At 55.5% G+C, this 23,352-nt stretch carries 18 protein-coding genes and 1 pseudogene; 11 read left to right on the plus strand and 8 right to left on the minus strand.

The annotated features are described in order from the left end of the window. The first annotated feature begins 43 nt into the window (after window positions 1-43). From ACR0AO_RS16140 to ACR0AO_RS16150, 3 genes are read left to right on the plus strand one after another with little or no spacing between them, the layout of a single operon-like run. On the plus strand, window positions 44-4,288 hold the full coding sequence (locus ACR0AO_RS16140; protein WP_480605401.1) for a GAF domain-containing protein: 4,245 nt from the start codon (window positions 44-46) through the stop codon (window positions 4,286-4,288). Further along, a complete protein-coding gene (locus tag ACR0AO_RS16145; RefSeq protein WP_480605404.1) occupies window positions 4,263-4,652 on the plus strand; it encodes a response regulator in 390 nt (129 codons plus the stop codon). Before ACR0AO_RS16140 ends, ACR0AO_RS16145 begins: the two co-directional genes overlap by 26 nt. Next, a complete protein-coding gene (locus ACR0AO_RS16150) occupies window positions 4,649-5,899 on the plus strand; it encodes an adenylate/guanylate cyclase domain-containing protein (RefSeq protein ID WP_480605407.1) in 1,251 nt (416 codons plus the stop codon). Before ACR0AO_RS16145 ends, ACR0AO_RS16150 begins: the two co-directional genes overlap by 4 nt. A gap of 92 nt (window positions 5,900-5,991) precedes the next feature. On the opposite strand, the pseudogene ACR0AO_RS16155 reads toward ACR0AO_RS16150, so the two are convergent. Both ACR0AO_RS16155 and ACR0AO_RS16160 read right to left on the minus strand, forming a co-directional pair. Next, a pseudogene (locus ACR0AO_RS16155) lies at window positions 5,992-6,284 on the minus strand (IS6 family transposase); the annotation flags it as partial. Between the two features lie 162 nt (window positions 6,285-6,446). After that, window positions 6,447-7,244: a FadR/GntR family transcriptional regulator gene (locus tag ACR0AO_RS16160; RefSeq protein ID WP_480605410.1), complete on the minus strand. Its 798-nt coding sequence runs from the start codon at window positions 7,242-7,244 to the stop codon at window positions 6,447-6,449. Between the two features lie 333 nt (window positions 7,245-7,577). Here ACR0AO_RS16160 and ACR0AO_RS16165 point away from each other — a divergent pair, with 333 nt between their 5' ends. The 4 genes from ACR0AO_RS16165 (at window position 7,578) to dld (ending at window position 13,695) form a co-directional block, all read left to right on the plus strand. Next, a complete protein-coding gene (locus ACR0AO_RS16165) occupies window positions 7,578-8,627 on the plus strand; it encodes a TRAP transporter substrate-binding protein (RefSeq protein ID WP_480605413.1) in 1,050 nt (349 codons plus the stop codon). A gap of 118 nt (window positions 8,628-8,745) precedes the next feature. Then, window positions 8,746-10,809, plus strand: a complete 2,064-nt coding sequence (locus ACR0AO_RS16170) for a TRAP transporter large permease subunit (protein WP_480605416.1) — start codon at window positions 8,746-8,748, stop codon at window positions 10,807-10,809. A 12-nt stretch (window positions 10,810-10,821) separates the two neighbouring features. After that, on the plus strand, window positions 10,822-11,973 hold the full coding sequence (locus ACR0AO_RS16175) for an alpha-hydroxy acid oxidase (protein WP_480605419.1): 1,152 nt from the start codon (window positions 10,822-10,824) through the stop codon (window positions 11,971-11,973). Between the two features lie 18 nt (window positions 11,974-11,991). Continuing rightward, complete coding sequence (gene dld, locus ACR0AO_RS16180; RefSeq protein WP_480605422.1) at window positions 11,992-13,695, plus strand: D-lactate dehydrogenase; 1,704 nt, start codon at window positions 11,992-11,994, stop codon at window positions 13,693-13,695. 277 nt (window positions 13,696-13,972) lie between these two features. Here the strand turns inward: dld and ACR0AO_RS16185 are convergent, their stop codons facing one another. The 6 genes from ACR0AO_RS16185 to ACR0AO_RS16210 all read right to left on the minus strand — a co-directional run bounded on the left by ACR0AO_RS16185 (window position 13,973) and on the right by ACR0AO_RS16210 (window position 18,503). Continuing rightward, window positions 13,973-14,506, minus strand: a complete 534-nt coding sequence (locus ACR0AO_RS16185) for an ABC transporter substrate binding protein (RefSeq protein ID WP_480605636.1) — start codon at window positions 14,504-14,506, stop codon at window positions 13,973-13,975. A gap of 3 nt (window positions 14,507-14,509) precedes the next feature. Beyond that, the gene (locus ACR0AO_RS16190) at window positions 14,510-14,971 is read right to left on the minus strand and encodes a type 1 periplasmic-binding domain-containing protein (RefSeq protein WP_480605425.1); all 462 of its coding nucleotides are present in this window, start codon (window positions 14,969-14,971) and stop codon (window positions 14,510-14,512) included. A gap of 118 nt (window positions 14,972-15,089) precedes the next feature. Beyond that, entirely contained in the window at window positions 15,090-15,335 is a 246-nt protein-coding gene (locus ACR0AO_RS16195; protein WP_480605428.1) for a hypothetical protein, read from the minus strand. Between the two features lie 156 nt (window positions 15,336-15,491). Continuing rightward, window positions 15,492-16,499, minus strand: coding sequence for an ABC transporter substrate-binding protein (locus tag ACR0AO_RS16200; RefSeq protein ID WP_480605432.1), 1,008 nt, complete (start codon window positions 16,497-16,499; stop codon window positions 15,492-15,494). Beyond that, on the minus strand, window positions 16,478-17,842 hold the full coding sequence (locus ACR0AO_RS16205) for a sensor histidine kinase (RefSeq protein WP_480605436.1): 1,365 nt from the start codon (window positions 17,840-17,842) through the stop codon (window positions 16,478-16,480). The genes ACR0AO_RS16200 and ACR0AO_RS16205 overlap by 22 nt, the downstream gene beginning before the upstream one ends. Further along, the gene (locus tag ACR0AO_RS16210) at window positions 17,835-18,503 is read right to left on the minus strand and encodes a response regulator transcription factor (RefSeq protein WP_480605439.1); all 669 of its coding nucleotides are present in this window, start codon (window positions 18,501-18,503) and stop codon (window positions 17,835-17,837) included. The genes ACR0AO_RS16205 and ACR0AO_RS16210 overlap by 8 nt, the downstream gene beginning before the upstream one ends. Before the next feature lie 108 nt (window positions 18,504-18,611). Here ACR0AO_RS16210 and ACR0AO_RS16215 point away from each other — a divergent pair, with 108 nt between their 5' ends. The 4 genes from ACR0AO_RS16215 to ACR0AO_RS16230 all read left to right on the plus strand — a co-directional run bounded on the left by ACR0AO_RS16215 (window position 18,612) and on the right by ACR0AO_RS16230 (window position 23,227). After that, window positions 18,612-19,595 (plus strand): Bug family tripartite tricarboxylate transporter substrate binding protein, encoded by a 984-nt coding sequence (locus tag ACR0AO_RS16215; RefSeq protein ID WP_480605445.1) that lies wholly within the window; start codon window positions 18,612-18,614, stop codon window positions 19,593-19,595. 59 nt (window positions 19,596-19,654) lie between these two features. Next, entirely contained in the window at window positions 19,655-20,137 is a 483-nt protein-coding gene (locus tag ACR0AO_RS16220; protein ID WP_480605451.1) for a tripartite tricarboxylate transporter TctB family protein, read from the plus strand. Between the two features lies 1 nt (window position 20,138). Then, window positions 20,139-21,650, plus strand: coding sequence for a tripartite tricarboxylate transporter permease (locus tag ACR0AO_RS16225; RefSeq protein ID WP_480605457.1), 1,512 nt, complete (start codon window positions 20,139-20,141; stop codon window positions 21,648-21,650). A 470-nt stretch (window positions 21,651-22,120) separates the two neighbouring features. Then, window positions 22,121-23,227, plus strand: a complete 1,107-nt coding sequence (locus tag ACR0AO_RS16230) for an MHYT domain-containing protein (RefSeq protein ID WP_480605461.1) — start codon at window positions 22,121-22,123, stop codon at window positions 23,225-23,227. Window positions 23,228-23,352: the final 125 nt, after the last annotated feature.

A 23,352-nucleotide genomic window follows, 5' to 3' on the forward strand; every position in this document is an offset into this window, starting at 1 on the left:
CTGGTCATTGAAAGCTTGGTCATTGCCATTGATGGGATTGCACATGAGCCGAAACAGCGGTGACAAGAAGACAGGTAATCCACGCAAAAGGCGCAACCTGGATATTGTGGAACGCAAACGCATAAACGACGGCTCTGGGAGAGCGCACACCTCCCCGGAGGATCAAACGACCGGAGCGCCACAGCTCGATCTTAATCGAGTTGTTTTGTCGAAAGATCGTGTTGGAGGCGGTTTTGACAATCTGTTCATGGTCAATACGGATCTTCAGTCAACGTTGAACAGTGTCGCCAACCACGCTGTCACACTCAGCAATTCCTACTGTGGTGGCATTCTCTTATTTAATGACCAAAAAATAACCATTGCCGCCTTTTGTACGTGTTCTCCGGAACCTACCAGCAACTGCGACAACTTTTTTGACACCATGTTGCACAGTCAATCCATTACTCGAAAACTTATGAAGGCTGAAGTCGTTCGCATTCAGGACACCCTGAGCAGCCCTGATTTTCCGGACAAATTTGACGACGGCGACGGTTTTCGGAGTTTTCTTTCGGTTCCCATAGTTTGCGACAGACAACCATCCGGCGCCATTGTTGTCGGCAATCGCGATGCGGTTGGTTTCAACAAAACCATGATCAGCCATCTTTCCGTACTCGCCGATTTGGTCGCGGCGGTCATCGAAAAATCTCACTTGCTCGTGAGAACCTCGAAACTTGAAAAGGCCCTTGCCGACCGGAACAGGGAGTTGGCAGAGGCGCGCGATCAAAGGGCGGCGTCTTCCGACCTTTTGAAAATGATCAGCGGGACATCATTTGATCCCGAACCTGTCCTTGCAACCGTGGTCGACACGGCAAAACGGCTATGCGGTGCGGAACGGGCGCACGCCTTCATTCTTGAGGCGAACCTTTTGAAACTGGCGTCCGCGGGTACAGGCATGCCAAAAGGGCAGGAGCAATATCTTCGGGATCATCCTTTGCCATTGGACCGAGGATCGGCTGCGGGCCGCGCTGCACTTGAACGTCAGGCTGTGCAAATTGAAGATTCACTGAGCGATCCCGAGTACAAGCTGAGCGAACTCACGGCACGTTATCAAGGCCGGACACTTTTGGGTGTCCCGATGCTGAAAGGGGATAGCCTGATTGGCGTCATTACTGTGGTCAAGTCCAAGGTCGATCCTTTTCACGAGCGCCAGATTGAGCTTGTGTCAAACTTTGCAGATCAAGCTGTCATCGCAATCGAGAATGCCCGTCTGTTCCGGGAAGTGGAACTGCGCAACCGCGATCTTGCCGACGCCCTGGAACAACAAACAGCGACGGCCGATATTCTGGCGGTCATTTCCAGTTCTTTATCGGATGCGCAACCCGTGTTCGAAGAGATTGTCGAAAGTGGTCTCAAGCTATTTCCGGGCTGTAAAGTTACGATAGCAAAGCCGCAGGACCGAGAACTTCAAGTCGTGGCCATCGCAGCATCGAATGACGAGGACGAGGCCGCAGTTCGCGGTGTTTTTCCAATCCCGCTGTCGCATGAGTATCTTCATAGTGTTGCATTCTTGGAAAAGCGTTTGGTCGACCTATCCGACGCGGCGCAAGCCCCTGACGATCTGAAAGCAGGCGCGCAAAATCTTCTTGCAAGTGGCAACAGCGCAATCACGGTTTTTCCCTTGGTTCGCGGTGATGAAGCGATTGGCGCTCTGAGCGTGATCAGGGAGAGCTCTGGTCCCTTGTCTGACAAACAGCTTGGCCTTTTCAAGACCTTTGCCGATCAGGCCATGATCGCCATCGAAAACGCGCGGTTGTTGGAAGAACTGCGTGAATCGCTGCAGCAACAGACCGCAACGGCGGACGTGCTAAAAGTGATATCGCGCTCGGCTTTCGATTTGCAGACGGTGCTCGACACGTTGACCCATTCCGCAGCAACCCTGTGCGAGGCCGAGAATGCGTGGATATTTCGGCGACACGGCGACATCTACCGGTTTGCTGCAAGCTTCGGTTTTTCCAAAACATCGCACGCAAGAATAAAAAAATTCCTGTCACCTTTGGATGTGACCCCAGGCCCCGGTACGATGATCGGTCGTACCGCAAAAGCTCGCGAGCCGGTTCAGATTGTCGACGTGCTGGAAGACAGCGAATACTCGTGGGGAGAGTTGCAGGAAATCGCCGGCTACCGGTCTGTCATGGGAGTCCCATTGTTGCGCGACGGCGAGACAATCGGAATTTTGGCCTTGTCTCGCACCGTGGTTCGACCATTCACTGAGAAACAGGTCGAACTTGCAACGACATTTGCCGACCAAGCCGTGATCGCAATCGAGAATGTACGGTTGTTCGAAGAAGTTCAGGCGCGAACCAACGAACTTCAACAAACGTTGGAATACCAAACTGCCACAAGCGACGTTTTGGGTGTTATTTCTCGTACACCCAATGAAATTCAACCCGTGTTCGATGCCATCGTTAGTACTGCGAAACGGCTTTGCCACGCCAACGACGCTCATATATTTCGGTTAGACAATGGCATATACAAACTGGTGGCACACCTACAAACCAAGGCATCTAAAAGCCTGACAGATTACTTGCTGGCTCACCCAATCAAATCAGGACAACAGGGATCAGTGACGGCGAGAGCGGCCAAACAGTTGTGTGCCGTGCATGTCCCGGATACCGCCGCCGATCCGGACTATGACAAGGGCATCATAGGCCACGCAGGACGCCGCGCTGTTTTGGCGGTTCCATTGGTTCGCGATGGTACGGCTATTGGCGTCATCACGATGCAGCGCGAGGCCAATCGACCATTCACGCAAAAACAGATTGATCTGGTTTCGACATTCGCTGACCAGGCGGTGATCGCAATTAACAATGTCGAGCTGTTCGATACTGTCGAAGCCAGGTCTCTTGAGTTAAGGGAGTCGTTGGATCAACAAATCGCCACGGCGGATGTGCTCAAGGTGATTTCCCGCTCGGCTTTCAATTTGACCAATGTGCTCCAAACCCTCGTCGAAGCTGCGGCCCGGCTATGCCGCGCCGACCAGGGGATAATTGCCCGGGAACTGGATGGTCAGTTTGGTAGGGTGGCAAGCTTTGGGACTTCCGCCGAATTCAACGAATTTATCAGGATCATGCCAACTGAGCAGGAACGTGGCACGGCGATTGGTAGGGCCCTGATCGAACGTCGTATCGTTCATATTCCCGATATCATGAATGACCGCGAATACACCTTTCTGGAAGGTCGGGAGTTGGGAGGATACCGCACGATCCTTGCCGTGCCGATGCTACGCGAAAACCGCGCTATCGGTGTATTGTTGCTGACCCGGTTTGAGCCGGACCCGTTCAACGAAAAAGAAATCGAACTTGCCGGCACGTTTGCAGACCAGGCGGCAATCGCCATAGAAAACGTTCGTCTGTTCGAAAACGCGGAGGCGCGGACAAGAGAGTTGGAGCAATCGCTTAGCGATCTCCGCGCAGCTCAGGATCGCTTGGTGCAAACCGAAAAGCTTGCCTCATTGGGGCAGCTGACCGCAGGAATAGCGCATGAAATCAAAAATCCGCTCAACTTCGTCAACAACTTCGCATCGGTTTCGGCTGAACTCATTGACGAATTGACGGCAGCGGTTGACGGGTTGCAAGCCGACAAAGAGACGGCGGAAGATATCCGAGAACTGGCCAATATGCTGCGCGGTAATCAGGAAAAGATCGTGCAGCATGGCCAGCGGGCCGACTCCATCGTGAAAAACATGTTGCTTCATTCTCGACAGACATCCGACGAGCACCGCGTCGTCGACGTCAATTCCATTGTCGAAGACAGTTTGAATCTTGCCTATCACGGAGCCCGCGCCGAGCGGCAGGGTTTCAATATCACAATCAACCGTTCGCTAGCGGCGGATGCAGGCGCAGTCGATCTGTACCCGCAGGAGGTCACGCGTGTCCTGCTCAACCTGATTTCAAACGGCTTTTACGCGACTCTGAAGCGGAAAGCAGAATGTGCTGACCAAGATTATGAACCGACCCTGACGGCTTCCACCAGAAACCTCGGTGACAGCGTTGAAATTGCAATTCGGGACAATGGCACCGGGATACCTTGGGAAGTTCAAAAGAAGTTGTTTTCACCCTTCTTTACCACCAAACCGGCCGGAGAAGGCACAGGCCTTGGCCTTTCAATCAGTCACGATATCATCGTTGAGCAACATCGTGGTAGGATTGAGGTGAAGACTGAACCGGGGGAGTTCACGGAGTTCCGGGTCATATTGCCGCGGATTGCGGCCGCAGGAGATCGCCATGAATTTACTCGTTCTCGTGATTGACGACGAAGCCGATATAGAAACCCTATTCCGTCAGCAATTTCGCAAGGAGTTGCGGGCGGGTGAATTCGCCATGCAATTCGCCCTCGGAGCCGACGAAGCCTTGGCCGAAATTCGAAATATAAATGATGCAATGCTGATTCTTATCCTGTCCGACATTAACATGCCGGGCATGAGCGGTCTGGACTTGCTGCCGAAAGTGCGGGCCGCCCGGCCGGATGTCCCTGTATTCATGATCACGGCTTACGGCGATGCCGAAACCAGGCGCTTGGCGGCGGAAAAGGGCGCCAAGGGCTTTTTGACCAAGCCCATCGATTTTGCATCCCTGCGTGAAGAAATTCGCATGCGGGTGGAACAAGCCGCATGACGCCGCGAGTGCTTTTTGTCGATGACGAAGCGGATCTGGAACCACTGGTCCTGCAGAAATTCCGTCGCCAGATACGGGATGGGGATATAAGTTTCGTGTTCGCCCGCGACGGCATCGAAGCTCTGGAAATAGTTGGAAGCGACAAAGGTGTCGATCTGGTGATCACCGACATCAACATGCCGCGCATGGACGGCCTGACCTTGTTGCAGGAACTGCAGGAAAGAGAAGCCGGGCTGTCCACCATCATTGTCTCGGCCTATGGCGATATGTCGAATATTCGCACGGCAATGAACCGCGGCGCATTCGATTTTCTGATCAAGCCCATCGACTTTGCCGACCTTGAAACCACGATCGCCAAAACTGTCCGGTATGATGAAATGCTGCGCGAGGCCCATCGCCGCCAAGCTGCCGCCGAAAAAGCTTTCGCGTCTTTGTCCCGCTTCTTTTCTCCGAACCTTGCCGAAAGTTTGGCGGCGACAGGGAACGACGTCGCTCTTGCCGGGAAATGGCGCGAGATTTCTGTCCTGTTTACCGATATCGCCTCATTCACCGGTTTGGCCGAAACACTCGAACCCGCTCAACTGGAAATCCTCTTGAATGAATACCTAACAGGTATGACGGACATCGTTTTTGCGCATGAAGGGACGGTCACGAAAGTTGTCGGCGATGCCATGCACATTCTTTTTGGTGCCCCGGGAGATCAACCCGATCACGCCGACCGGGCCGTGGCCTGCGCCTTGGCGCTGGACCAACAAGCGGAACAGTTTCGAGACTCCTGGGAAAGTAAGGGGATTTTAGTTGGAGCCACAAGAATCGGTGCTCATGCCGGGCCTGCAATTGTGGGAAATTTTGGCGGCGAAAGATTCTTCGACTACACCGCATATGGAGACACGGTAAACGTTGCTGCCCGTTTGGAACAAGCCAATAAAACACTTGGAACTAGAATATGCATAAGCGCAAGCTTGGCCGAACAGGCGCGAAACTTTGAGGGCAGACCTATCGGCAACCTTGCACTTAGGGGACGCTCAGACATTGTGAGTGCGTTCGAAGCATTGGATAAAGACCAATGGGATTGCCCAAGTACGCGCGAATATTTGATGGCATATTCGATGCTTGAGGCGGGGACGCCCGAGGCACTACCTGCCTTTGCGGCACTGGTTGGAAACCGCTCATATGACCAGTTGGCGAGCTTTCATCTAAAACGTTTGCTCAACGGTGAATCTGGGGTCCGTGTTGAGTTGATCTAAAACGGCTTTGTCGCAAACTTTTGAGTCTGACTGCCAAAAGTGAAGCCCTCGTGTTAATGGCATCACGGATTTAGAATGAGGCGGGCAGTGGCAATGGTCCGCCAAAGCCAGTGATTCACGCCGCGGGTCAAATAACGACTTCATCGAGATGCCATTTTTTCGCGGTGCAGGCCGGTCACGCCTGATGCAGGCGGCGAAATTTCGGCCAAAACGATTGAGCCAGAACCGGATCGCTTCGCGACTTACAATCCCCCGCGGTCGGCAAGCAGGCCTTCCACATCAGCCGTGCTCATGTTGAACCGATAATAGGCCCAGACCGCATAGGAGATGATTTCGCGAGGGAAACGGAAGTGTTTTGGCGAGGCACGGAGGTTGGTACGATCATTTGACTTCGCTATCGCAACGCAGAGCCAAGAACAATTTGGCAATTCCCCGGCAACCATTCAACCGCAGCCCCGATAAGCGTGAAAGGCAACAATCTTAGCAACAGATCCTCGCCTTTTCGCAGAGAGCTGACATCCGGACCAAGCCCAGTCATTATTTGCGATCAAACTTTCGAAACAAAGGGGCGATAGTCCGATAGCATCCGACGCTTTTCGGCCATTGTTTCCAAGCGACGCCTCTCTATCCCCAGTTTGAACGACTTCTCGACGAAGTCTATGTGATCGGTCGCGGCTTTTTCGGCGCGGGCCTCGTCCCCTTCAATCACTGCCTGACCCAACTCCAGATGTTGTTGCAACAGCTTCTCGCCTGTCCCGTCGATCGTTTTCAGAAAATCACGATTGTAAAACACGCCTTTGCGCGTGAGTTCGTAAATCGAAGCCATCATGTGGATCAGGGTCGCGTTCTGGCTGGCATCGACAATTGCGGAGTGGAGCGCAAAGTCCGCCTCTTGCGATGCCTTCGAGTCGTTCTCTTGCCAGGCTCGTTCATTCTCGTCCAGAATTTCTGCAATCCGTTCCTTGTCGGCCTTTGTTGCACGGCGCGCAGCAAGTCTGGCGGCAAAACCTTCCTGCTCACGCCGGTACTCCAAATAATCGAAGAATGCAGGTTCGTGCCGTTCATATAGTGCCAGCAGCGCCGGCATCATTGCCTGGCCAGTCAGTGCGGCGACGAAGGTTCCTTCACCGTGCTGAGTTGTAACAAGGCCCCGCTCTTCGAGGACCGAAAGGGCTTCGCGCAGTTTCGGGCGCGACACGCGCAGCATCTCGGCCAGGTCCCTTTCGGAAGGTAGTTTGCGGCCCTGTTTCAGAACGCCCGAGGCGATCAGGTCCTCTATCTGAGCCACTACCGCTTCGGCCAGTGATTCGTGGCCAACCGGTTCAAAAATCGCTGTGGGGTTCATGACGTTGACCTCTGCTTAACTCCAAAATCAAAGATTAATGGTAAATAAATATAACCATAATTGATCAAAACTCAAGCTGCAGTACATGGTAGGAATTCTGAGCTTAGTATTATGTTTTTGTGGAAATTTTGGGCACATTCTTATTGTCATTATCTTTAACGCATCTGACGAGGTCGGCTTCACTTATCTTCACTTGATGTGTCGGAAATGACCAGTGGTAAATAAAAATATTGACTGGTTTTGACTGGTAAAGTTATTTTACCACCGGAGAGGCGTTGGAGGAGCCTGCGCCGATGGTTGGACATTGTTCCAACAAACTTTGGAGGAAAATTCATGAAAAAAACCCTGACGAGCCTCGCCGTTGCCGCCGGCCTTATGGCCGCTCCGGCGGTTGCCGCTGACAAACTGCTGTTGAAAACCCCGATCGCCTTTTCGACCGAGCTTCCGGGCCTTGGATCGCCGATCCCGCGCGTCGCTGACCAGCTGGAGCTGATGTCGGGCGGCACGCTCAAAATGAAAGTGTATGAGCCGGGCAAGCTGGTTCCGCCGTTCGAAATTCTGGATGCTGTATCTACCGGTAAGATCAACTCGGGCTACACCACCGCCGGTTATTGGGCGGGTAAAATCCCGGCTGCGCCTCTGTTTTCGGCCGTTCCTTTCGGCCCCGAGGCAGGCGAGTACATGGCATGGCTTTACTATGGTAACGGCATGACATTGTATCAGGAGATGTATGATCAGGCGGGCTATAACGTCAAAGTTCTGCCCTGCGCCATCATCGCTCCAGAAACCTCAGGATGGTTCGCGTCCGAAATCAATTCGCCCGAAGACCTGAATGGCCTGAAGATGCGCTTCTTTGGTCTTGGAGGCAAAGTGATGCAGAAATTGGGCGTCGCGACATCGCTGCTGCCGGGGGGAGAGATCTTCCCCGCCTTGGAAAAAGGCGCCATCGACGCGACCGAATTCTCGATGCCGGCCATCGACGCGCGTCTCGGTTTCCACAAGCTTGTGAAATTCAACTACTTCCCCGGCTGGCATCAGCAGGCGACCGTGTTCGAACTGCTGATCAACAAGGACGTCTGGAACGAAACCAGTGACCAGCATAAGGCAATCATCGAGAGCGCCTGTAAGGCCTCGATGGCGGACAGCTTTGCCGAAGGTGAGGCCATCCAGCATGCGGCCCTGATCGACAACGTTGAAAACAACGGCGTCACCATCAAGCAATGGTCGCCCGAGATGCTCGATACATTCCGCGCAACCTGGGAAGAAGTTGCAGCAGAAGAGGCCGCCAACGACGCCTTCTTCGCACAGGTTCTGGCCGACATGAACGAGTTCCGGGACGGCTATGAGCTTTGGAAGTCGAACGCTTTCCTCCCCCGTCAGTAAACTCCCTTGCTGACGAAACCGGGGCGGGGGTATCCGCCGCTCCGGTTCTTCTTTCCTGATCTTCGGAATTTCTAACTTTTCACTGCCCGCGCGCCGGGCTGCTGAGCGAGGAATGACCATGGCCACGCAAAACAACCTAACTGATCCGGTCGAAGCCTATGAAGGCATCCTGGAGCATCCCGAAACCGACCGCCAAAAGATCGCCGTTGCTATTGACGCAAGCGTCAAGGCTGTCGGCCATGTGGTCATGTGGGCAAATGTGCTGCTGATGGGGGCGATTTTCGCTCAGGTCTCGCTGCGTTATTTGCTCAGTCAGAATTATCCCAAGCTGGACGAGATCCAGTGGCATTTCTATGGCATCGTCACGATGATCGGCATCTCTTATGCCTTGATCACCGATAGCCATGTGCGCGTTGACGTATTGCATATGCAATTGTCTCGCCGTGCGCAGCGGATCATCGAGGTGATCGGCATCCTGACCCTGCTGACTCCGTTCATCTATCTGATGATTGATCAGGGGTATGACTATTTCTACGAGAGCTTCCGCGTAAACGAACGCTCGGACAGCCCCACAGGTTTGCCTGCGCGGTGGGCTTTCAAGGCGGTTATCCCGATCAGCTTTGTCCTGCTGGCGCTGGCGGCGGTGGCGCGGCTGATCCATGACGGGCACGCGCTGCTTTATGGACCGGCCTCTGAACGCGAAGGTGCACCATTGCGCCGCATCCTACTGGTTCTGGCAGTATTCGCCGCCGTCTGCGTCGGTCTAACTTTCCTTGTCGAAACGACCGAGGAAAAATTGGTCATCGCGATGTTCCTTACCTTTATCGCGCTCTTGTTCACCGGCTATCCGGTGGCCTGGGTGCTGGCCGGAGTCGGCGTTGGCTTCTGCGGTCTCGCCTATCTGTTCGACAATGACCTAATGTTGTGGACCGGGTTGGAGAGCACATTTACCGGGCTTGATTACCTGACCCTCGGCGCTGTGGTGAACCGGGTCTATGCGACCATGTCCAACGCGGTTCTGGTGGCCCTGCCGATGTTCATCTTCATGGGTCTGATGCTGGACGAATCCGGTGTGGCCGAGCGTCTAATGACTTCGATGCAACGCCTGTTTGGTACCGTGCGCGGTGGTCTTGCCATTACCGTAACCCTGATCGGGATCATTCTGGCGGCCTCAACCGGGATCATTGGTGCCTCAGTGGTGTTGCTGGGCGTGCTGTCGTTACCGTCGATGATGCAGCAGAAGTATCAACCGACACTGGCGGCAGGTGTGGTTTCCGCCTCAGGCACTCTTGGTATTTTGATCCCGCCGTCGATCATGCTGGTGATCATGGCAGACCAGATGGCCCTGTCTGTAGGCGATTTGTTCATGGCCGCGGTCTTTCCGGGTGTGATCATCGGTGGCCTGTACCTGACTTACATTTTCATCCTCGCGCTGGTGAAGCGCGACGCGGCCCCTGTCCCCGAAGGCGCAAAAGCCCCCGACTGGACGGCCGTCAAGGATGTGCTGGTTGCCGTCATTCCGACGCTGGTCCTGATCCTTGCTGTTCTGGGTTCGATCTTCGCGGGCCTGACCACACCCACCGAAGCGTCTGGCATCGGTGCTTTGGGTGCCACTCTGCTGGCGCTGGGTTATCGCAAGCTGACCTTTGCCAAACTGTGGAACGTGCTGGTATCGACCTTCAACACCACCGCTTATATCTTTGCGATTTTCCTGGGTGCGACCGTGTTCTCGTATGTTCTGCGAGAACTAGGAGGCGACGAGCTGATCGAACATGTGGTGCAATCCACGGGCTTTGGCGCCAATGGCACTATCATCTTCATCCTGTTCATCGTCTTCCTGCTGGGCTTTGTTCTGGATTGGATTGAGATCACGCTGATCGTACTGCCGCTGATGCGCCCCATCGTGAACGGGCTTGGCATCGACATCCCGGGCTTTGGAGTTCTGGATGAGCCGGCGCTGGTGTGGTTCGTGATCCTGGTCGCGGTAACACTCCAAACCAGCTTCCTGACACCGCCGGTTGGCTTCGCCCTGTTCTACCTGAAAGGCGTTTGCCCGCCAGAGATTAAACTGACGCATATCTACAAAGGAATTATCCCCTTTGTCCTGCTACAGTTGACCGGACTTGCATTGGTTTTCTTGTGGCCGACCCTTGCAACGTGGCTGCCCTCGGTCGCTTACTAAGGAGCTCATCCGATGCGTCTGAGCCAATGTCATAACTTCCACGACTTCCGGCGGCTGGCCAAACAGCGGCTGCCGGGGCCGATCTTCAACTATATCGACGGTGGCGCGGATGATGAGGTGACGTACCGCGAAAACACCAATGCGTTTGACCGGTGCGATCTACTGCCCTCGGTCCTGCGCGGGGTGAAGGACGTAGATATGTCGGTCACGGTGATGGGGCAAAAGCTGGACATGCCGGTCTATTGCTCACCCACCGCGTTGCAGCGCCTGTTCCACCATCAGGGCGAACGCGCCGTTGCTGCGGCGGCCGAGAAACACGGGACAATGTTCGGTGTGTCCTCTCTGGGGACTGTCTCGCTGGAGGAGCTTCGGCAGAAACACAAAAACCCGCAGGTCTATCAGTTCTACTTCCACAAAGACCGCGGATTGAACTCAGCCATGATGCAGCGTGCCAAAGAGGCGGGCGTCGAGGTCATGATGCTGACCGTCGACAGCATCACCGGTGGAAATCGGGAACGAGACCTACGGACCGGTTTCTCAATCCCGTTCCGGCTGACACTGGGCGGCATGATCCAATTCGCGATCAAACCGATGTGGGGGATCAACTATGTCACCCACGAGAAATTCCGTCTGCCACAGCTAGAGGAACATGTGGATATGGGCGGCGGTGCCAGTTCGATCGGAGGGTATTTTACCGACATGTTGGACCCGTCGATGAACTGGGATGACGTGGCGCAGATGGTGCGAGACTGGGACGGTCAGTTCTGCCTCAAGGGGATCATGACCGTTGAAGATGCCCGTCGTGCTGCCGAGATTGGCTGCACCGGCATCATCCTCTCGAACCACGGTGGCCGCCAATTGGACGGATCGCGGACGCCGTTTGATCAATTGGCCGAGATTGTCGATGCAGTTGGAGACAAGCTGGACGTGATGATGGACAGTGGCATTCAGCGTGGAACCCATGTGCTCAAGGCGCTGTCGATTGGTGCCAAGGCGGTGGGAGTTGGTCGGCACTACCTGTATCCGCTTGCCGCCGCAGGGCAGGCGGGTGTCGAACGTGCTCTGGGGCTGATGCGGGCCGAGATCGAACGCGACATGAAACTGATGGGTGTGACCCGTATCGACCAATTGAACCGCGAGAACATCCGCTTTCGCGCCGCCTAACCCGAGACGAGGGCTGCCATGACCAATGACGAGTTGATCAGACACTTCCGTTCTATCGTCGGACCGCGCCACGTTCTGACTGGTGAGCGTGCGACGGAACGCTTCCGGCGCGGGTTCCGCTCGGGCGAGGGTGAGGCGCTGTGCGTCATTCAACCCGGCAGCCTGCTGGAGCAATGGAAAGTACTTCAGGCCTGCGTCGCAGCCGACAAGATCGTTATCATGCAAGCGGCAAATACCGGTCTGACCGAGGGCTCGACCCCCTCGGGCAGCTATGACCGCGACGTAGTGCTGATCAACACTCGCCGTATGGATACACTCGTGCCGCTGCACAGAGGGGAACAAATTGTCAGTTTTCCGGGGGCCACGCTCTTCGCACTTGAGAAACTGCTGGCCCCGATGGGACGCGAGCCACATTCGGTGATCGGATCATCGTGCATAGGCGCATCGATTGTGGGTGGTGTCTGCAACAATTCTGGCGGCTCTCTGATCGAGCGCGGGCCGGTTTACACCGAGCTTTCTGTTTTTGCCCGGATCACTGAGCAGGGCGAGTTGGAACTGGTCAACCATCTAGGCATCGACCTGGGCGATACGCCCGAAGAAATTCTGGCCAACCTGGACGCCGGGACTTTCGACCGTACCCCTGATCCCACCAATAAACGCGCCTCGGCCAGCGACTATGCGCAGATCGTACGGGATGTGGACGCTGAAACACCGGCGCGGTTCAACGCGGACAAAGGGAAACTCTTCGAAACGGCAGGATCTGCCGGTAAACTGGCGGTCTTTGCCGTGCGCCTTGACACTTTCCCCAAGAACGAGGCCGAAAAGGTCTTCTACATCGGCACCAACGACCCGGGCGATCTGGTTGCGCTGCGCCGGCATATCCTGTCCGAATTCAAATCCCTGCCGGTGTCAGCCGAATACATGCAGCGCGAAGTATTCGATATCACTGTGAAATACGGCAAAGACACGGTGGTCATGATTGACAAGCTTGGCACCGATCGGCTGCCGATGTTTTTTGCGATGAAAGGTGCGGTCGATGCGCGGCTGCGACGGGTTCCCTTCCTGCGCAATTTCACCGACCGCTTCATGCAGGCTGCGGTATCTCTGTGGCCTCGGGTTTTGCCTAAACGCATGATGCAGTTTCGCGACCGTTATGAACACCATCTCATTCTGAAAATGAAGAACGATGGAATTGCCGAGGCCGGCAACTGGCTGCCTTCCTTTTTGAAAGATCGCGATGCGGACTATTTCGATTGCACTACGCGCGAAGCCAAGATTGCCGGTCTTCACCGCTTTGCTGCTGCTGGTGCTGCTGTCCGCTACATGGCGATTCACGCGAATGAAGTTGAGGATATCATCGCTCTGGACGTGGCGCTGCGTCGCAACGATCAGGATTGGCTGGAAAAACTACCATCCGATATTGCAGAACAACTTGCTCACAAACTCTACTACGGCCATTTTATGTGCCACGTGATGCACCAGGACTACGTGGTCAAAAAGGGTGCCGACCCAAAGGCGCTGAAAGCGGCGATGCTGAAGCTACTTGACGAACGGGGTGCTGAATATCCAGCTGAACACAATGTCGGCCACCTCTATCACGCCAAACCCGATCTGGCGGCGCATTACAAATGTTGCGATCCCACCAATTCGTTCAATCCCGGAATCGGCAAGTTGTCCAGGTACCGCAACTACGCTGAGGTCAACACTCAATCACTTAAGTAGTTGGCAACGGGCAGAGTTATCCAGGAGTACATGCGATATTCCAAGGAAGATGCCTCGCAGCCCGGCGCCGAGCTTTGGGGTGGCGTTAAACGCTTCCGAGGTGATCTTTCGCCGCGATGACCCCATCGGCTGCAAATAAGCTAAACTCGCCTTTCGAGTCGTAGGGCGAGCGGGATATTGGCATCCGCTACTTTTGATCCATTAGTCAGATATGCGCGATACGAGCAGCCTTGTTTCACGGGGCTTGATGTGAGTTGGCCGGTTAGATAGCGGGATCTCATTTCACCATATCGGCAATTTTGAGCAAATCGATCGGAGGCCAGGTCTCAATGGCACGGGCGAAATCCAGATTCACTGTCAGAGCGAAATTCTTCACCTGCGCAACCGGCATTTTCCCCGGGTCTGCACCATCGATCAAAATGGCGGCTACTTGTTGTCCCGCAAACTGGCCGACGTCATAATATCTTGCGGCCATCGAGATTAGCGCATTGCCGTTCCGGACCATTTCCTCGTACGGTGTTATAACGGGCAAGGCGGCATCCCTGGCAGCAGCGCCTAGTATCGCGGCGTTGGAACGCAAGAAAGAGGAACTGCCCACATAAAGCGCCTCTGCGCCCTGCGCCTTGATCGACCGAACTTGATCACCGATATCCTCGACCACCGGCGCGCCGTCATCGGACAAAGCAAAGGCAACGTCAATCAACCGAACACCAAGTTGTGGCAGCAATTCCGACATCTCGTCACGTTTGAGAACCGAGTTCACTTCGTTGGGATTGTACAGAAGGCCGAGCGTCTGAATTTCAGGGAGCAGACTTCACAGAGTTTTAACATTCACATTTTCTGGCACCCGGCTATAGACGCCCGTAAGGTTATCGCGCCCGGTGCTATCCAAACTCTCAACGATCCCGGAACCTACTGGATTCGCGACGATCATAAAGACCTGAGGATTCTTATGGTTAAGGGGCGGCACGTCACGATCGGATAGCTTCCCTGCTGTACCGATCGTCACTGTGGTACCCCACGAGATAATTAGATCGACGCCCTGCGCACGCGCCTCCTTGACGACTCCGGTCAAACGGTCAGGGTTGCGGGCAGCGTCACGTAGAAGGATCTCAACCTCGGGGGCAACTTCCGACAAATAGTCGATGACGCCCTTGCAGGCCTTTTCGCAGCCACGCCATGTGGCGAATAGAACCGTCTTGCCCTGTGTGAATGTAGGCCCCGCGAGCGCCATATCTAGGAATAAGACAAACAGTGAGATTCCAGTCCTGTTCATGTCGCCGACCCTCCCCCGGCATGTCTTGCACGATGGACAATGCCGAAGGCGAGCAGACCTGACAAAGAAAAATCTCCCAAACCAACAAAGATGGGACCCGGTTCGTCACCACCGACAGTCAGGATCGCGAAAACCAACGCCACGGCTGCACCCAGCCGTTCAGCCATTCGGAAATAACCAATCCATTCCGGCCGTTCGAAAGCCGGATGACGGCTTCGCGAGGCCGCCAAATGGAGCGCGCGGCCAGAGCCAGAATTACCTCGACTCCGAGCAAGATGATCGAGAAAGCAAGAACACCAATGTCGATCAAGGCCCGCAGCAGGTATGACTCGACGTATCTGGGGTTTCCAGTCAACTCGATCACGGCTGCGATTTCCCTGCCGGAAATATCCGGAATGGTGACGTGCCAGATCGGAGCTTCCTTCGCGCTGCAGCGGTGGTTCGGATCGAGCCCAAACCTACTGATGCGGCAAGATCGTCCAATGCCAGGGTTCGGAAACTCATAACGCGCAATGCCGCCCTAATTCTGGATAAGCGCGTTTTCCCATTCGGCAAGAAATTTGTTTCGCTTCAGCGTATCAAGAAACGTCATCAGAGCGGGTTCCAACGCAATGGTTGCACGTTCAGAACCTTGCCCTCTTCCGTGGAGCGGCGGCAACGATCGTGTGCCATCGCTTGGATTGGATTGATACGCGACCAAATACCGGATGAACCTTTCGGCGGCTTCCGGTTCCCGAGTGGCACTTGAGACAAAAGCTGTCCGCATCATTGTCGTTGGAAAATCGGAGGGTAACACGATCTCAAGTGTATTCTGGTGTTCGGCACGCGCTTCGGCATAACTTCCTAGAACGTTGTACGCGACGGCAATTGTCCCATCGGTGAGATCGTCAATCATCTCGCCCGAACAGCAATAAAGGCGCACATCAAGACTGCCCATCACTTCCATGAGTCGCCAGAAAGTCTCAGAAGCCCGCGCGTCCTGCGTCGCGAAAAGATAGCCCAGCCCCGATTGGCGCACGTCGTAAGTACCGACCCGGTTTCGAAACACGTCCGGTCGGGCGCGCAGCGCCTCGATCAACTCTTGTCGAGACTGCGGGATCGGCAGCCCATCGAAAGCGGATCGGTTGATGACAATGCCGGCCGGCTCGGAGGTGAAGGCGAACAGACTTTGCCGCCATTCCGCCCAGGCCGGGTGAGAGACGCTTTCCAAAGCAAGGGCAAACCCGTCATTTGCGAGTTTCAACTGCAAATCCATGGCACTGGAGATCGCAATGTCGAACGCCTCGGGCGTCTTTCGAACGCGTCTGTCAATATCCGCTGTTCCGGTCACCAGATACTCGATGGCAACATCCTGGTTCGCGGCGACAAATTCCTCGATCAGCGGTGCAAACAGATCCGTGTCCGTACTTGAGATAATGCGCAGCGAAGTCGTTGCCCCGGCTTCGCTGAAGACTTGCCGATCTTCCCAATCTTGCGCCCATCCTGCATGGCACAAGAAAATCAGGACTAAAGCAACAAGGTTGCGCACGCGCCGCCCTCCGGTTGGTTTGAAAGATCAATCCTGCCACCATGGGCCGCGGCGACATCCTGCGCGATGGTCAATCCCAGGCCGGATCCAATTGTGTCCTTGGAATTTTCCCCCCGTTGGAACCGCGTGGTCAACGTTGCGATCTCGTGCGATGGAAAGCCGGGGCCGTTGTCGCAGACGGCGATCTGGGGTCTGGGCTTTGCGGAAACCGTGATCTCGATGGAACTTTCAGCGGGTCCGTATTTCATCGCGTTGTCGATCAGGTTTCGCGTGGCGTTCTGGATCAGGATAGGATCCCCTGAATAAGGAACGCTTGGGCTGCCCTGTAGCGAAAGCGAAAGGTCTTTCATTTCTGCAATCGGCGTCAGGCGCATAACCAGATCGCGCACCAATTCGACAAGGTCGATATCTTCCCGCACGAGATGATCCGCCCGGAACGTGATCATCGCATGATCCAAAAGCTGGCCTGCAGCGCGGGAGCTTTCGTCGATGGCCTTTATCATGGACCGCATTGCCTCGCGGTTTTCCTCTTTGTCGACACGCTGCAACGTTGCCTCGGCATAAGATCGAACGGTTGCAAGTGGCGTACGAACTCGATGCGCCGCCTCGGCAATGAAGTATTCGGATTGGCTCAGAGATTGATCGAGTCGCCCCATCAGCGAGTTCAACGACGAAACCAGTGGTGTCATTTCCTGCGGGACCGGTTGCCTGAATGGGCTCAGATCCTGCGGCCCTCGACGTGTGACAGCGGTTGTGAGCCTGCCCAACTGGCCAATGGTGGCCGAAGTTGCCCAAAACGACAGGGCCGCAGCGAGGGTAAAAAAGCCGATACCCAAGAGCGCGGCGTTGCGCGATATCCGGTCAAGCGTTTCAGACAGCGCGTCCTGCGTCTGAGCGAGAACAACCTGGATTTCCGTTCGCTTATCAGCACCGATCAAGGTGCGGCTGGCGCTGACTATTCGAACGGCCGCCCCTCGTACCTGGTTGGATTGGAAAGTTGGGCGTTTGTCCGGCGAGATTTCGGAGAATTGCAAGTCTTCATAGCCAGACAGAAACTCACCGTCCTGCAGGATCGCATAGAAAACGCGGTCATCTGCAGGTGTGCTCAGCATCGAAAACGCGGAATAGGGCAAGTCAAGTTCGACCACGCCATCCCGAATTGCAGCCGCGTCGAGCATCGATGTAACCGACGCATCGAGGATATTGTCCTGCCCCTGTTGGGCGACCTGTACCGCAAAGTTTCGAACGGCGAAAAACAAGAGCAGTGCAAGAACTGCCGCGCCGCCGATTAGCGTCAGCACCAACCGGTTTCTGAGCGATCCGGAAACGGCGGGGCTATCCATCTTGATCCAACCGGTACCCCAGTCCGCGCAACGTGGTGATCCTCAGCCCTGAGGGCCTTAGATGTTTGCGCAGGCGACCGACATAGACCTCGATCGCGTTCTCCGAAACATCGTCATCATACGAGAACAGCCGGTCGGCCAGCTTGGGTTTTGAAAAGATTCTGCCTGGAGCATTTAGGAACAACTCAAGTAGGCGCAGTTCGCGATTGCGCAAAGTAACGGCTTGACCTTCTACAGTCAGGTGACCTGCAACCGGATCAAGCACGATGCCACCAACCTCGATTGTGGTCTTTGCGTTACCGGATCTTCGACGCAAGACGGCACGGCATCTCGCCTCCAATTCGGCGTGATCGAAGGGTTTGGTAACGTAGTCATCCGCGCCCAGATCGAGCGATCCGATTCGATCCGAAACCTGACTGCGGGCAGTCAAAACGATCACAGGAGTGTCGAAATTACTGGCCCGATGCTTTTGAAGAAACGCGCGACCGTCGCCATCCGGAAGCATGATGTCCAACAGGATCAGATCGTATTCACCTTGGGCGGCGAAAGCTGAAGCATCTTCCAAATTCTCTGCGTGATCAATGACATGCCCATCCAGTCGCATCCGCGATGCGACGGCGTTGGCAAGGTCTTTGTTGTCTTCTATCAGAAGAAATTTCATCGTCCCTCCGTACAAATTCCCGTGTGTGACAGGTTAGTGTCAGGTTGACGTGCTTTGCTTCCCTTCAACTGAGCCGCCATGCGGACAAATGTCAAATGGGAGGACAATATGCCAAATTTTGAATTGGGACGCCGGACACTTCTTAGCGCGATTGCTGCTTTTGGTCTGACAGGCCCCGCTGTGGCCGATGACCAGCAGGTTCTGGACAGCATTCACTTTTTGATCCCCGGTGGCGCGGGTGGTGGCTGGGACGGCACCGCCCGGGGCACGGGCGAAGCCCTTACCGAAGCCGGACTTGTCGGAACTGCATCCTATGAGAACATGTCAGGAGGAGGGGGCGGCAAGGCCATCGGATACCTGATCGAAAATGCTGACAGTAATCATGGAACGTTGATGGTTAATTCGACCCCCATCGTGATCCGGTCACTGACGGGTGTCTTCCCGCATAACTTTCGCGACCTGACGCTCGTCTCAGGCACGATCGGTGACTATGCGGCCATTGTTGTCGGCAAGGACAGCCCGATAAACTCGATGGCCGACCTGATGGCTGCTTTTGACGCCGACCCCTCTGGCACGGCCATCGGCGGCGGGTCTGTTCCCGGCGGTATGGACCATCTGGTTGCAGCCATGGTGATGGAAGCAGCTGGCAAGGATGCGCTGGCGGTAAAGTACATTCCCTATGACGCGGGCGGCAAGGCAATGGCCGCCTTGCTGTCAGGTGAAATCGCCGCCCTGTCGACCGGTTTCTCAGAAGCTGTCGATCTGGCCGATGCGGGTGAAGTGAAAATCATCGGCGTAACCTCGGACGCCCGCGTCGATGCCGCCCCTGACGCAATGACGATGAAAGAGCAGGGTATCGACGCCACCTTTGTCAATTGGCGCGGGTTCTTTGCGGCGCCCGGATTGCCGGATGACAAGCTGGCCATGTACCAGGACGCGATCGCCAAGATGTATGACACGCCCGAGTGGGAAGCGGTGCGTGCCCGCAACGGCTGGGTCAATATCCACAATTCAGGCGATGATTTCCTGAACTTCCTCGAGGCACAGGAAACGGCCATCGGTGATTTGATGAAGAAGCTCGGCTTCCTCTGAAAACGCAGCAGTCAGAGCGGGTTTCCGTTCTGACCCATCCACTCCAGGGAGGGGGTAAAATGGCTTTGGACCGTTGGATTGCACTGGTACTGCTGGGCGTTTGCCTTACCTATGGCTATACGGCCTGGTTCACCATGGATGGTAGCCTTGCCCCCTTCATGAAACGCAATCCCATCTGGCCTAGCACATTTCCAAAAGTGCTGTCGATTCTCGGAATACTCGCCACCCTCGTTATCCTTTTGGGATTTGAGAAAGGCGAACCGAAGGAGGCGGACATCGATTACCGCCGCCTGACGGAATACCATCTCGGGCAGGCACTTTTGCTTCTGGCTTTGATGGTGGCCTATGCGATGTGCCTGCGCCCATTAGGGTTCCTCATCGCAACATCGGCGTTTCTGATCCTTGGCTCATTAATTCTGGGTGAGCGCAAATGGCATATCATGCTGCCTGTCGCCCTGATCGCTGCGCTTTCTGTTTGGTATCTGGTTCAGGAAGTGCTTGGCATCTACATGCGCCCCCTGCCGGGCTTGTTCGGAGGCTGACATGCTTGAAGGATTGTTGATCGGCCTTTCAACGGCCATGTCCCTGCAAAACCTGCTGATGGTCGTCGCAGGCTGCCTCATCGGCACTTTCATCGGAATGCTTCCGGGCCTGGGGCCGATGTCGATCATTGCCATCATGATCCCCGTCGCGATTTCCATGGGCGATCCCTCCGCGGCTCTGATTCTGTTGGCAGGCGTTTACTATGGCGCGATCTTTGGCGGCTCGACTTCTTCGATCCTGTTGAACGCGCCGGGTGTCGCTGGCACCGTCGCCTCCAGCTTCGACGGCTACCCGATGGCGCAACAAGGCAAGGCGGGTAAAGCACTGACTGTCGCCGCCATAGCAAGCTTTACAGGCGGGACGATTGGCGCGCTGCTCCTCATGATATTTGCGCCCGCTCTCTCCTCTGTTGCGCTTCTGTTTCATTCGGCCGAGTACTTCGCCCTGATGGTGGTGGGGCTTTCCGCCATTGCGGCCTTTGCGGGCACCGGTCAGGTCGCCAAGGCGATGATCATGACCATCTTCGGACTGATCATGGCGACCGTTGGTGAAGGCGCGCTGTTCAACCTGCCCCGCTTCACCATGGGCATCATGGACTTGCAGTCCGGATTTGGTTTTATCACGCTCGCGATGGCGATGTTTGCTTTACCGGAAGCGCTGTTCCTTGTTCTGAAGCCGAAAGACCTTCAAGGCGACGATGGTGAGATCAAAGACCTCCGCATTACAGGCCCGGAAGCGAAGGCCATCGCACCCGTGATAGGGCGGCAATCTCTGCAGGGATTCTTTATTGGGGTACTGCCGGGTGCGGGCGCCACGATCGCCAGCTTTCTGGGCTATGCAGTGGAACGCAATATCGCACCGAAGCATGAACAAGATGAATTCGGCAAAGGCTCGATCAAGGGTCTTGCGGCACCCGAAACCGCCAACAACGCTGCCTGCACCGGTTCCTTCGTCCCGCTCCTGACGCTCGGCATTCCCGGTTCGGGCACCACGGCCATCCTGCTGGGCGCGCTCATTGCCTTGAACGTCACACCGGGCCCGCGGCTAATGCTGGATGAACCGCAGATATTCTGGGCCGTCATTATGTCGATGTTCATCGGCAACTTCGTGCTACTGGTCCTCAATCTTCCATTGATCCCCTACATCGCCAAAGTTCTCGCGGTGCCACGCAACTACCTGATCCCGTTCATTCTGTTTTTCACGTTGATGGGGGCGTATATCGGGCAAAACAACGCGACCGAACTGTTGTTGTTGGTTGGATTCGGAATCTGTGCCACTGCGTTGAAGTTCGCAGACTACCCTCTTGCTCCGCTGTTGATCGGCTTCATTCTGGGCGGCATGATGGAGGACAACTTCGCGCGCTCCATGCAGCTCTATGATGGCGTTGCGTTCATTTGGGAACGACCGATGACGCTGGCGCTACTGGTGATCGCTGCGATTCTGGTCGTGTTGCCAAGTTACCGTGCAAGGCGCGCCAAGGCCCGGGCGGAAGGCGTTGCCGAGGGCGATTAGCGCTGCATTTTGATCCATGCCGGGTTCTGTTTTTGGTCAATGGAGCCAATTGGACTTACCATTGCATGAAGTGAAAACAGACGTTCCCTCCGTTCAGGGAAACAGCGGCTTCGTCCCGCTCCACGATGGTCGATCCCGGACACGGCGAAAAGAAGGTTTGAATTTAGCCTCTGAATGCGGCTTTTAATGACCGCTACAGCAAACCGATCAAATCCTGGCAATCCCACCCCATCGACGGGCCTCGTGCAAGCCGGTTCGCCAGCCTATCCCGCTCCGACGGATTTAGTGACCTTCGATGGCTGTTCAGCACTTGGCGGGTGTGAGCGGATCCAAGCATAGTGGAGACCAAAAGTAGGACGCGAACGCAAAATGTATGCTTCGTCCAGAGCTGGCTCATCAGACGAGTCGATTGTACCCGGAAAACAGGTTTGGTAACGTCACCTCGCGCCGGGGAGGGCGCGCGTACCCACATGTTAGATTATTCGCATAACGCTTGGCTTGTTGCCGCGTCATTGGCCGTTGCGCTGATGGCGGGGTTTACCGGTCTTTATCTGACGCACGGTGCATCACAACTGGAAAATCAAAGGCGCAAATTCACGGTCGCCCTGGCCGCCGTGGTCCTGGGCGGCGGTATCTGGTCGATGCATTTCGTGGCGATGCTGGGTCTGCAATTGCCTATCCTGTTTTATTACGACGCCTTGTTCACCCTGATATCGGCGCTTGTAGCGATTCTGATGGTCGGGCTGGCGTTGCTGCTGCTGCATTTCAGGGCGCGAACACCGCCCACAATCCTTGGGGCTGGCGTGATTGTAGGGCTTGGGATCGTGGTGATGCACTACGTCGGGATGGCGGGGATGCAGCTGTGCCGCCCGGTCTACAGCGTTCTGGATGTGGCCATTGCCACATTGGCCTCCCTGATCCTATCAGTTCTAGCGATCTGGGTTGCCTATGACAGCCGAACCCACCGTAACATTCTTTTAGGCACCGTCTGTTTCGGCCTGGCTGTGTTCACAATGCACTTCATTGCAACCGGGCTGACCGATTTTGTAGTCAACGAGACTCCGGGCGCTGCCGGACCGGCATTGAACAATCAGGTGCTGGCAATGGGCGTGACTGTTGCCGTGTTTCTGATCTGCGGGGCGTTTCTGCTGACCGGCATAACCGTCATCGGACCCGTTCCCGAAACAGCCAGTCTGCTCAGAGCAGCTGAACCCGATAACGAGCCGGAACCCTCAATCGTCTTGCGCGCCGGAGTCCCCTTCGAACGCGAAGGCCAGACCTTTTTCGCGCAGCCCGCAAAAATTGCCGCCATCCGGGCCGAAGGACATTACACGGTTCTGTACATGGATGCCGAAAAACTATTTTGCCCGTGGTCGATCACCGAGGCCGAAACGCGCCTGAAATCCGACGGATTTTTACGGGCCCATCGCAGCTATCTGGTCAACCCGGAACATGTGTCCAGCTTTGAGCGGCACAAGGACAACGGGACCTGCTACTTCGATGGGGTCAGAGCGTTGACCAAGGTGCCCGTCAGCCGATCCCGCCTGACGGGCATCCGCGAGGCGCTGGGTCTGTGATCGCAACTCGTGCAGCTCATTCGCATTTCGTGAAACAGACCACGCGCCCCGTTCTCCCTGACTGGAAAGTACCAGGTTAAAGCCGCTTTTCTATTCCCCGGGCCCTCAAGGCATTCTGATCGGGC

This window comes from Ruegeria sp. AF8 (assembly GCF_056541825.1).

Excerpts from the sequence above, each read along its gene's own strand:
- ACR0AO_RS16205 (WP_480605436.1), bottom strand. The coding sequence starts at position 17,842 with ATGGATAGCCCCGCCGTTTCCGGATCGCTCAGAAACCGGTTGGTGCTG.
- ACR0AO_RS16225 (WP_480605457.1), top strand. The coding sequence starts at position 20,139 with ATGCTTGAAGGATTGTTGATCGGCCTTTCAACGGCCATGTCCCTGCAA.
- ACR0AO_RS16170 (WP_480605416.1), top strand. The coding sequence starts at position 8,746 with ATGGCCACGCAAAACAACCTAACTGATCCGGTCGAAGCCTATGAAGGC.
- ACR0AO_RS16150 (WP_480605407.1), top strand. The coding sequence starts at position 4,649 with ATGACGCCGCGAGTGCTTTTTGTCGATGACGAAGCGGATCTGGAACCA.
- ACR0AO_RS16230 (WP_480605461.1), top strand. The coding sequence starts at position 22,121 with ATGTTAGATTATTCGCATAACGCTTGGCTTGTTGCCGCGTCATTGGCC.
- ACR0AO_RS16210 (WP_480605439.1), bottom strand. The coding sequence starts at position 18,503 with ATGAAATTTCTTCTGATAGAAGACAACAAAGACCTTGCCAACGCCGTC.
- ACR0AO_RS16190 (WP_480605425.1), bottom strand. The coding sequence starts at position 14,971 with ATGAACAGGACTGGAATCTCACTGTTTGTCTTATTCCTAGATATGGCG.
- ACR0AO_RS16145 (WP_480605404.1), top strand. The coding sequence starts at position 4,263 with ATGAATTTACTCGTTCTCGTGATTGACGACGAAGCCGATATAGAAACC.
- ACR0AO_RS16215 (WP_480605445.1), top strand. The coding sequence starts at position 18,612 with ATGCCAAATTTTGAATTGGGACGCCGGACACTTCTTAGCGCGATTGCT.
- ACR0AO_RS16165 (WP_480605413.1), top strand. The coding sequence starts at position 7,578 with ATGAAAAAAACCCTGACGAGCCTCGCCGTTGCCGCCGGCCTTATGGCC.
- dld (WP_480605422.1), top strand. The coding sequence starts at position 11,992 with ATGACCAATGACGAGTTGATCAGACACTTCCGTTCTATCGTCGGACCG.
- ACR0AO_RS16220 (WP_480605451.1), top strand. The coding sequence starts at position 19,655 with ATGGCTTTGGACCGTTGGATTGCACTGGTACTGCTGGGCGTTTGCCTT.
- ACR0AO_RS16140 (WP_480605401.1), top strand. The coding sequence starts at position 44 with ATGAGCCGAAACAGCGGTGACAAGAAGACAGGTAATCCACGCAAAAGG.
- ACR0AO_RS16160 (WP_480605410.1), bottom strand. The coding sequence starts at position 7,244 with ATGAACCCCACAGCGATTTTTGAACCGGTTGGCCACGAATCACTGGCC.
- ACR0AO_RS16175 (WP_480605419.1), top strand. The coding sequence starts at position 10,822 with ATGCGTCTGAGCCAATGTCATAACTTCCACGACTTCCGGCGGCTGGCC.